This window comes from Streptomyces sp. NPDC046900, from assembly GCF_040644975.1.
Classification (GTDB): Bacteria; Actinomycetota; Actinomycetes; order Streptomycetales; family Streptomycetaceae; genus Streptomyces.
Genome location: NZ_JBEYXD010000267.1, coordinates 1 through 1,098, shown reverse-complemented (window position 1 = coordinate 1,098; position 1,098 = coordinate 1). Strand labels below are relative to the sequence as shown.

Annotated in this window: 1 protein-coding gene; it reads left to right on the top strand. The window is 63.0% G+C overall.

Annotated elements, in window-relative coordinates; all coding sequences use genetic code 11:
• The first annotated feature begins 644 nt into the window (after positions 1–644).
• A complete protein-coding gene (locus ABZ904_RS51355; protein WP_360997086.1) occupies positions 645–1,007 on the top strand; it encodes a hypothetical protein in 363 nt (120 codons plus the stop codon).
• Positions 1,008–1,098 lie beyond the last annotated feature (91 nt).

Here is a 1,098-nt window from a genome sequence, read left to right as displayed (position 1 = left end):
GACCCTCGAAGAAGATCAGGATGATCAGAAGATCGCGAAGTGGGTCACCGTTCATCCGCCGATCAGCGGTCCGTTTTCACCCGTCGCCGAGACCCTTGGCATCCAGAACAACCGAGTCCTCGTCAACGCTCGGGCCGTCCGGCCTCTTCCCTGCATCGGTCACAGGGCACACGCTAGACCGCAAAGGGTTCTTCGCAAAGAGTTCTTCGCGAAGAACCCTTTGCGGTTCTGCTGCATGTGTGGTGCGCCGCCCAGCCATCGGCCGAGGCGCGAGCAAGGTCGGAAGGTGGCAACCCGCGGTCGGGACGATGCCGGTCATGCGCGAGAAAGCTGCCACGAAGCCGACGGCGCCCTTCAGTTCTGCCTGGCGGACGGCCCACGACCAGTGGAGCCGGAATGGGTGGGACGCGATCCCAAAACGGTGCCCGGGTCGAAGCGCAGCCGGATCTACTGCTCTGACCACATACGTTCACCGACCTGGGCAACAGGACCCCTACGCACATGGGGCGGTAATCTCTGCGCTCGACTGGATCTTCCGCCGGGCGGTCGAAAGGTACGGGGCGATGGGGGTTGCACGGCGGGTCAGGACGGAGTCGAAGTCGGAGAGAGACCCGAGTCTGCTGCCGGCGCTTGGGGTGCTTGTCGTGCTGGCCGCAGTACTGGAACGCTGTCTGTCGCTGTTCGGTGGGCCGAAGACGTACATACTCTGCGGTGACCTTGTAGAGCTGTCCAAACGACTCGACCAGGAAGCAAGCAGGAACCGGTGGCTCCTGCTGGCCGGCCTCGTGCTGTCCGTGGCAGCACTGGTCATCTCACGCGTACGCCGCGGGCGAGTTCTTCCCGTGCTCATACTGTCTTCGGTTCTGATCTTGGTGGTTCTGGCGGACGATCATGCGGCGCGCGCGGATGCCGTCGCCTTGCAGATCTCGACCTCCCAGACTTGCGACGAACCCACGAACCTCTACGACACTTCCCGAGGCTGGTTCAACTGGAATCCACTCGGCTAGTGTCCCGCGCCGGGAATTCGATCAAGATATGCGGCGAGACGCTGCAGGATCTCGTCGGCGTCCTTTGTCCAGACGAAGGGCTTGGGGTCCT